Below are 7591 nucleotides of genomic sequence, written 5' to 3'. Positions count from 1 at the left end.
GCCCCCCCCCGCCCGCGGGGGGGGGGCGGCCGCCCCCCCCCCCGGCCGCCCCCCCGCGCCCCCCCGGCCCCCCCGCCGAGGCTTCTACGAGGTGCTTCAGATCCGGTGACCGGCGGGGCCGGACGCGAAGCGGGTCACTGGTGCCGGTACTCCTCGCGGTCGTACCGGGCCTCCCCCGCTCCCTGTCCGCCGGCCGGGGGGGCGGGGGCCGGGTTCTCGTGGCTGAGGTCGATGTCGACCTCGGCGCGGCTGCTGTTGGCGAGGGAGAAGGGGACCGCGCGCGGCGGATAGCTGTTCGCCACGACGGTGTAGTCGCCCGTGGGAACGCCGTCGAAGGCGTACGCACCGTCGCTGTCGGACAGTTGACGCGTCAGCACGTTCCCCGCGGTGTCCATGAGGGTGACGACCGTGTCCGGCATGGGAGCGCCGCCCGCGTTGCGCACCGTGCCGCGGATGTACGCGGCGGGGTCGAGCTCCACGTCGTACGACGCGGGGCCGCCTTCGGCCAACTCGACGGCCAGAGCGCCCGGCTGGTGGCCGTCGGCCGTCACGGCCAGCGTGTACACACCGGCGGCGAGGCCCGACAGCTCGTAGAACCCGGAGTCCGTGGAAGTGGCGGTACCGACCACGTCCCCGTACTGGTCGGCCGCCACCACCAGGGCACCCGCGACCGGGCCGTGCGCGGAGCGGACCGTGCCGGTCAGCCCGCCGGACGATCCCGACAGCAGCAGGTCCGCGTCCAGGCTCTTGTCGCCCACCGTGACAGTGACCGCGTGGGGCTGGAGGCCGGACGCCGAACCGATCACGACATACGTTCCGGGCCCCGGGTGGGGCAGGACGTAGTGGCCGTCGTGGCCCGCGACGGTCCGGGCGATCTGGCGGCCCGTCGCGTCGATGAGTGTGACCGACGCGCCCTGCACCGGCCGGCCGGCCGCGTCGCGGACATGGCCGAGGACACCCGGTGCTTCGGCGGCCCGGTGGGTCCCCTTGGCGTGGTGGGCCGGGGTGTGCACCGGAGCGTCGGCCAGTGCCGCCGGAGCTTCGGTCGCGGCCGAGGCGGCGGCCGGGGCGGGAGCCTCGGACAAGGTGCTCTGGGCGCCCGGGGCCAGCGCCGCGGGCCGGCCCCGGCGGTAGAGGACCACTGAGACGAGCAGGCCCGCGGCGAAGAACGCGGCGGCCCACCAGTAGGCGCTGGAGTAGCTGTGGAGCGCTGCCTGCAACGGCAGGTCACGCTCGCCGATGTGGTCCTTGGCGTAGCTGGTGGCAGCGGTGGCGGCGATGGTGTTGAAGAGCGCGGTACCGATGGAACCGCCGATCTGCTGCATGGTGTTGACGGTCGCGGAGGCGACGCCCTGGTCCCGCGCCTGCACACCGAGTGTGGCCAGGCTCATCGCGGGCGGCATCACCAGGCCGAGGCCGAAGCCCATGAGAAGCAGTCCCGGCAGCACGTGCGCGGGGTACGTGCTGAACTGGTCGAGCCGCGTCAGGTAGACCAGGCCCGCTCCGGCCAGGGCCATACCGACCGGCACGACGGGCTTCGGACCGATCCTCGGGATCAGCAGGTTCGTGGCCAGCTGAGCGGTGATCATGAGCATCCCGATCATCGGCAGGAAGCCGAGACCGGTCTGGACCGGGCTGTAGTGCAGCGTCTGCTGCAGGTAGTACGTGAGGAAGAGGAAGACGCCGAACATCCCCGAACCGGAGATGAACACACTGATGTACGAGGCGGCCCGGTTGCGGTCGGCCAGCACGCGCAGCGGCAGGAGCGGGTGCTTGGCCCGGGTCTCCCACACGGTGAACAGGACGAGCAGCACACCGCCGGCGGCCAGGAACGCCCAGCACATCCAGTCGCTCCAGCTGTGCGTCTCGGCGTTGGCGAAGCCGAACACCACCCCGAAGAGCCCGGCCGCCACGAGGACGGTCCCGAGCAGGTCGAGCTTCGGGCGCTGGGCCGGAACCGCCGCGCGGACGAAGAGCGCGGCGCCGATCACGGCGAACACCGCGATGGCGTCGTTGACGTAGAGAGTCCAGCGCCAGTCGAGGTGCTCGGTGAGCACCCCGCCGAGCAGCAGGCCTATGGCGCCGCCGGACCCCGCGATCGCGCCGAAGACACCGAAGGCCTTGGACCGCTCCTTCGGATCGACGAACGTCGTGGTCAGCAGGGACATCGCGGACGGAGCGAGTACGGCGCCGAACACACCTTGCAGCGCACGCGCCACGACCAGCATGGTGAAGCCGTTCGCCGCGCCGCCGAGCGCGGACGCGGCGGCGAACCCGACCAGGCCGATGATGAATGTCCTGCGGCGGCCGAGCAGGTCGGCCAGACGGCCGCCGAGCAGCAGCAGGCTGCCGAAGGCCAGCGAGTACGCGGTGATGACCCACTGGCGGCCGTCGTTGGAGAAGCCCAGGTCCTTCTGGGCCGACGGCAGTGCGATGTTCACGATGGTCGCGTCCAGGACGACCATGAGCTGGGCGAGTCCGATGACGGCCAGGGCCCACCAGCGCTTCGGCGGGTGCCGGCGCGCCTCGGCATCGCTGCTTTCCTTGGCGGTTGTGACGGATGGGGCGTCAACGGGTTCATCGACGGCGGAGACTGACACGCCGGGGTCCTCCAGGTCTTTCAGTGGATGAGCGGCGCCGCGTCATGCGTGGGCAGACGGCCGGCGTGACGGCGCCTCGACGACTCGCGGTTCAGCGGCGAGTCAGAGCGGGGAGGACGACAGCGTCCACGTACCGCCGAAGATAGATGGGGTCCGGTTCCTTGAGATCGATGAGTGACCGGGCCACCACAGCTCCCAGCAGGAGATGCGGCAGGAACGCGCGGGCCGGGCAGTCGGGGGCGACCTCGCCGCGCTCGGCGGCCCGGTCGAACATGCTGTAGAGGGCTTGGTGGTCCTGTTTCAACACCTCACCGAAGGCCGCCGCGAGGTCGGAGTCCTTGGTCACCGCGGGCGCCACGGCCCGCAGAAGGTCGGTGTCCTTCTTCGCTTGTCCCATGCGGGTGGCCAGCTCGTACAGGTCGCCGGCCAGGGTTCCGGTGTCCAGGCCCTCGAAGTCGAACGGTCTGTTGTGCCGGAGGGAAGCGGCCACGAGCTGAGGTTTCCCGCTCCACTTCCGGTAGAGAGTCGCCTTGCTGCACCGTGTGTTCAGAGCCACCGCGTCCATGGTGAGAGCCTCGTAGCCGCCCTCGCGCAGCAGCGCCAGGACGCCCGTGTAGATCTCGGACTCCCGCTCGGCGGAGAGCCGGCTGCGCCGTCGGCGGGGACAGGGTCCGCCGTCCATGACGTTCGCGATGTCCGCGACGTCCGTCATATCCGTCTGGTCGTCACGGGCGGACGCCTCCGACACGGCCATGGTCGCCGTTCCCCCTCTCCGATGCTAGCGAAACGACTCCGTACCGATAAGACCGTAAGCGCTGCCCCGGCGAAACGCAAGCGATTCCCTCTCGCACAGGGTTGCGAGGGCCCGGCGACCATGCTACGTGCCACAGCGGAGCGCCGACCGGCGACCGGTGTGCGCCCCCTCCACTCCACACACGCCAGCAATGTACTAAGGCAGCTTTATAAAGTAGCCTTAGTACATGAACGATCACCCGGACCCCGAGGGAGTCGCCTCAGCCCTGCTGGCCAGTGTCAGTGTGCTGGTGCGCCGCGTGCACCACGTCCCCGTCGAGGGACTCACGATTCCGGAGCGGACCGCCCTGTCACGCCTGGACCGCTCGGGGCCCACCACCTCCTCGGCGCTGGCGCGGGAGGCGCAGATCACCGCGCAGGCCATGGGAGCGACACTCGGCGCGCTGCGTGCGCGGGGCCTGGTCGAACGCCGCCAGGACCCGGACGACGGCAGGCGGGCGGTGCTGACGGTGACCGACGCCGGCCGCCGGGAACTGAAGAACAAGCGCGACGCGCGCACCGGACTCATCGCCCGGGCCCTGACCAGCGGCACGTTCACCCCGGCGGAGCTGGAGCAACTCGCGGCCGCCGCGGCACTGCTGGAGCGACTGGCGCAGACCGTCTGAGACCGGCACGGCAACAGGCCCTCGCCGGGCGCGAGTTCGGAACGGTCCCCCACCGACTGGGACCACCTCACCGCCCGCCCCCGCCATCAGCGGAAAACCACAGGAGAAAACCACCACCGTGACACTGACAACGATCGATCCCACACCCGCGCTCGTCGTGGTCGACCTGCAGAAAGGCATCGTCGCGGCCCACGCCGGCGAACGGGTCACCGCTGTCGTCGAGCAAACGGCCCGTCTGGCCTCCGAGTTCAGGCGGCACGGCCTGCCCGTCGTCCTGGTCAACGTCACCGGACGGGCGCCGGGGCGCACCGAGGCACGACGGCCGGGCGGCGGCACCGCACCCCCGGCCGGCTGGGCCGACCTCATCGACGAACTCGACGTCCGGCCCACCGACCACCTGGTCACCAAGCGGCGGCGCAGCGCGTTCCACGACACCGGCCTCGACACCCTCCTGCGGGATCTGGGCGTCACCCAGGTCGTGCTCGCAGGCATCTCCACCAGCGCGGGCGTCGAGTCGACCGCACGCTCGGCCTCCGACCACGGCTACCACGTCGTCCTGGCCACCGACGCCATGTGCGACCCGGACGACGACGCGCACCGGCACAGCGTCGAGCGCGTCTTCCCGAAGCTCGGCGAGACCGCCACCACGGCCGAGATCACCGACAGGACCGAGGCCACCCGATGACCCTGCTCGGCCGGCTCCTGAACAAGCGCAGGGCAGGCGACGCGCACACCGCCTGGAACCTGCCCAACCTGCGGGGCCCCGAAGTGCTGTCCCTCACGAGCGACCGCTTCGGCGACGGCGGGACCATGCCGCTGGAGCACTGCGCGAGGAACATCGGCGGCGACGACACATCCCCCCACTTGGCCTGGACCCGGCCGCCCGGGGGGACCGTCCAACTCCTCCTGGTCGTGGAGGACATCGACGTCCCGCTGACCAGGCCCGCCGTGCACTGCGCCGCCCTGATCGACCCGTCGTCCGGACATCTCGCCCCCGGCGCCCTGAGCGGACGGCAGCCCGCGGCCGGGGTGCGGGTGCTCCGCTCCACCATCGGAAGGGGCTACCACGGACCCGCTCCCATCAAGGGCCACGGACCGCACCGCTACGTCTTCCAGCTGTTCGCCCTCGGGGCGCCCGTGGACGACACCGCGACGCCGGTGGACCGGGCACGGCCCCGCGCGGTGCTGTCCGCCGTCACCGCGCCCGTCCTCGGCCGGGCCCGGCTGACCGGCGTCTTCGAACGCTGACTCGTCCGCCCGGACCCAGGTGGACGCCGACGCAGGGCGCCCGCCTCGCCGCGTACACCGCCATGACCGGCCCACACGTCCGCACGTCCACGTCCGCACGTCCGCACGTCCGCACAGGACGATTCGCACCGCCCGTGGGTATACGAAGCATGGGTATACGGAGCGTGGGTGTGTGACGCGTGCGTGTACGAAGCGCGGGTGTACGTCGACGGAGCCGACGGATCACCGGATGGGCCCCCGGCACTACGGTCGCGGGCCGATCCGGTAGAGCGGGGGGACGGCAGTGTTCTACTACATCCTCAAGTACGTCCTGCTCGGCCCGCCGCTGCGGATGCTGTTCCGGCCGCGTATCGAGGGCCTGCGCCATGTGCCCGCGCACGGGGCGGCGATCATCGCGGGCAACCACCTGTCCTTCTCCGACCACCTGCTGATGCCCGCGATCCTCCGGCGGCGCATCACCTTCCTCGCCAAGGCGGAGTACTTCACGGGGCGGGGCCCCAAGGGCCGGCTGACCGCCTTCTTCTTCCGCGGTGCCGGGCAGATCCCGGTGGACAGGTCGGGCCGCAGCGCCGGGCAGGCCGCGATCGCCGAGGGGCTGGGCGTGCTGGCCAGAGGCGAGCTGCTCGGCATCTACCCGGAGGGGACGCGCTCGCACGACGGCCGCCTGTACAAGGGGAAGGTCGGGGTCGCCGTGATGGCGATCCGGGCCGGTGTGCCGGTGGTGCCGTGCGCCATGCTCGGTACGTTCGAACTCCAGCCGCCGGGGCGGAAGTTGCCGAGGATCGACGGCGGCAGGGTCACCATCCGGTTCGGGGAGCCGCTGGACTTCTCGCGGTACGCGGGGCTCGACGGCGAGAAGGCCGCCGTCCGCGCCGTGACCGACGAGATCATGTACGCGATCCTCGGCCTGTCGGGGCAGGAGTACGTGGACCGGTACGCGGCCGCCGTCAAGGCGGAGCAGGCCGGACCCGCGGCCCGACGCCGGCGGCTCCCACTCCCCCGCCGCCACTGATTCCCGGCGGCGCGGCCCCGGCGCACTGGCCTCCGACAGCGTATCCGCGCAGCGCGAACAGCACTGGTGGCGGGGGTGCGCGACCTCTAGCGTGCCCGGCATGGCCAAGGGAAACGTGGTAGTGATCGGCGCCGCAGGACAGATCGGGCGCGCCGCTGTCGGGGCGCTCGCACGGGACGGGTGGGAGGTGACGGCCGCCTCGCGCGGCGGCGGCCTGGACGACGCGTGGCCCGCCGGGGTGCGCACCGTACGACTGGACCGCGCGGACGACGCGGCGCTCGCCGCCGTGGTCGGGGACGGCTGCGACGTCGTGGTGGACCTGGTGGCCTACGACGGCGAGCACGCCGACCAGTTGGCCGCGCTCGCGGCGGCCGGCCGGGTCGGCTCCGCGGTGGTCGTCTCCAGCGCGGCGGTGTACGAGGACGATCGGGGCCGGGGCTTCGACACGCAGGCGGAACCCGAAGGCGCCCCCCGCTATCCGGTGCCGATACCGGAGTCGCAGCGGACGGTGGCGCCCGGCGGCGGCTCGTACAGCACCAGGAAGGCGCGGCTCGAACAGCGTCTCGCGGCGGCCGGGGAGGTGCTGCCCGCCACGGTGTTGCGGGCCGGCGCCGTCCATGGGGCGCACTGCCGCGCGCCGCGCGAGCTGTACTTCGTGAAGCGGGTGCTCGACGGCCGCAGCCACCGTGTCCTGTCGTACGGCGGCGCCAGCCGTTTCCACACGGCGCACGTGTCCAACATCGCGGAGCTGATCAGGCTCGCCGCGCGCAGGCCGGGCTCGCGCGTACTGAACGCGGTGGACCCCGACGCGCCGAGTGTCGCCGAGATCGCCGCGGCCATCGACGCGGTGATGGGAAGCGACACGCGAACGGTGCTGATGGAGGGGACGCCGGGAGCCGACGGTGTCGGGGACACACCGTGGTCGTTGCCGTACCCGATGGTGCAGGACATGACCGCGGCCGAGCGGGAGCTCGGCTACCGCCCGGTGACGGACTACGCCGCGTCGCTGCCGGAGACGGTCGCCTTCCTCACGGCCCGGCTGGCGGACCACGGGGACTGGCGGGACGCGTTTCCCGTGATGCGGCGGTCGTACGGGGAGGGCCTCTTCGACTACGCGGCGGAGGACGCGTGGCTCGCCGGGCGCAACTGACGGCGTCACGCTGAAGACAACTTCCCCCAACGACCCGGCCCCGGGGGGGGGGGGGGGGGGGGGGGGCCGGGCCCGGGGGGGGGGGGGGGGGGGGGGGGGGGCGGGGCGGGGGGGGTGGGGGGGGGGGGGGGGGTCCGCGCGGGCGGCGGCGCGCGCCCCGGGG

The 7591-nt window shown here is 72.6% G+C and carries 7 protein-coding genes; 5 read left to right on the top strand and 2 right to left on the bottom strand.

Annotated features, from left to right (window positions below):
* Nucleotides 1-134: 134 nt before the first annotated feature.
* Nucleotides 135-2600 carry a DHA2 family efflux MFS transporter permease subunit gene (locus tag LCE31_RS00460; protein ID WP_374118367.1) on the bottom strand — a complete coding sequence of 822 codons (2466 nt, stop codon included), beginning with the start codon at nucleotides 2598-2600 and terminating at the stop codon, nucleotides 135-137.
* A 91-nt stretch (nucleotides 2601-2691) separates the two neighbouring features.
* Entirely contained in the window at nucleotides 2692-3354 is a 663-nt protein-coding gene (locus LCE31_RS00455; RefSeq protein ID WP_308042155.1) for a TetR-like C-terminal domain-containing protein, read from the bottom strand.
* A 226-nt stretch (nucleotides 3355-3580) separates the two neighbouring features.
* Between LCE31_RS00455 and LCE31_RS00450 the strand changes: the two genes are divergently transcribed.
* From LCE31_RS00450 to LCE31_RS00430, 5 genes are all read left to right on the top strand, one after another.
* On the top strand, nucleotides 3581-4018 hold the full coding sequence (locus LCE31_RS00450; RefSeq protein ID WP_225011766.1) for a MarR family winged helix-turn-helix transcriptional regulator: 438 nt from the start codon (nucleotides 3581-3583) through the stop codon (nucleotides 4016-4018).
* 118 nt (nucleotides 4019-4136) lie between these two features.
* On the top strand, nucleotides 4137-4703 hold the full coding sequence (locus LCE31_RS00445; protein WP_225011765.1) for an isochorismatase family cysteine hydrolase: 567 nt from the start codon (nucleotides 4137-4139) through the stop codon (nucleotides 4701-4703).
* Nucleotides 4700-5266, top strand: a complete 567-nt coding sequence (locus LCE31_RS00440; protein ID WP_225011764.1) for a YbhB/YbcL family Raf kinase inhibitor-like protein — start codon at nucleotides 4700-4702, stop codon at nucleotides 5264-5266. Before LCE31_RS00445 ends, LCE31_RS00440 begins: the two co-directional genes overlap by 4 nt.
* A 283-nt stretch (nucleotides 5267-5549) precedes the next feature.
* Nucleotides 5550-6278, top strand: coding sequence for a lysophospholipid acyltransferase family protein (locus tag LCE31_RS00435; protein ID WP_225011763.1), 729 nt, complete (start codon nucleotides 5550-5552; stop codon nucleotides 6276-6278).
* A 100-nt stretch (nucleotides 6279-6378) separates the two neighbouring features.
* A complete protein-coding gene (locus tag LCE31_RS00430; protein WP_225011762.1) occupies nucleotides 6379-7428 on the top strand; it encodes an NAD-dependent epimerase/dehydratase family protein in 1050 nt (349 codons plus the stop codon).
* Nucleotides 7429-7591 lie beyond the last annotated feature (163 nt).

It is taken from the genome of Streptomyces sp. 8L, assembly GCF_020176795.1.
Classification (GTDB): Bacteria; Actinomycetota; Actinomycetes; order Streptomycetales; family Streptomycetaceae; genus Streptomyces.
The sequence above is the reverse complement of the archived record's forward strand: the minus strand, read 5'-3'. Positions and strand labels throughout refer to the sequence as shown.

Bases quoted from the DNA above. Each gene is read 5' to 3' on its own strand.
- LCE31_RS00455 (WP_308042155.1), bottom strand. From the start codon at position 3,354: ATGGCCGTGTCGGAGGCGTCCGCCCGTGACGACCAGACGGATATGACG.
- LCE31_RS00430 (WP_225011762.1), top strand. From the start codon at position 6,379: ATGGCCAAGGGAAACGTGGTAGTGATCGGCGCCGCAGGACAGATCGGG.
- LCE31_RS00440 (WP_225011764.1), top strand. From the start codon at position 4,700: ATGACCCTGCTCGGCCGGCTCCTGAACAAGCGCAGGGCAGGCGACGCG.
- LCE31_RS00450 (WP_225011766.1), top strand. From the start codon at position 3,581: ATGAACGATCACCCGGACCCCGAGGGAGTCGCCTCAGCCCTGCTGGCC.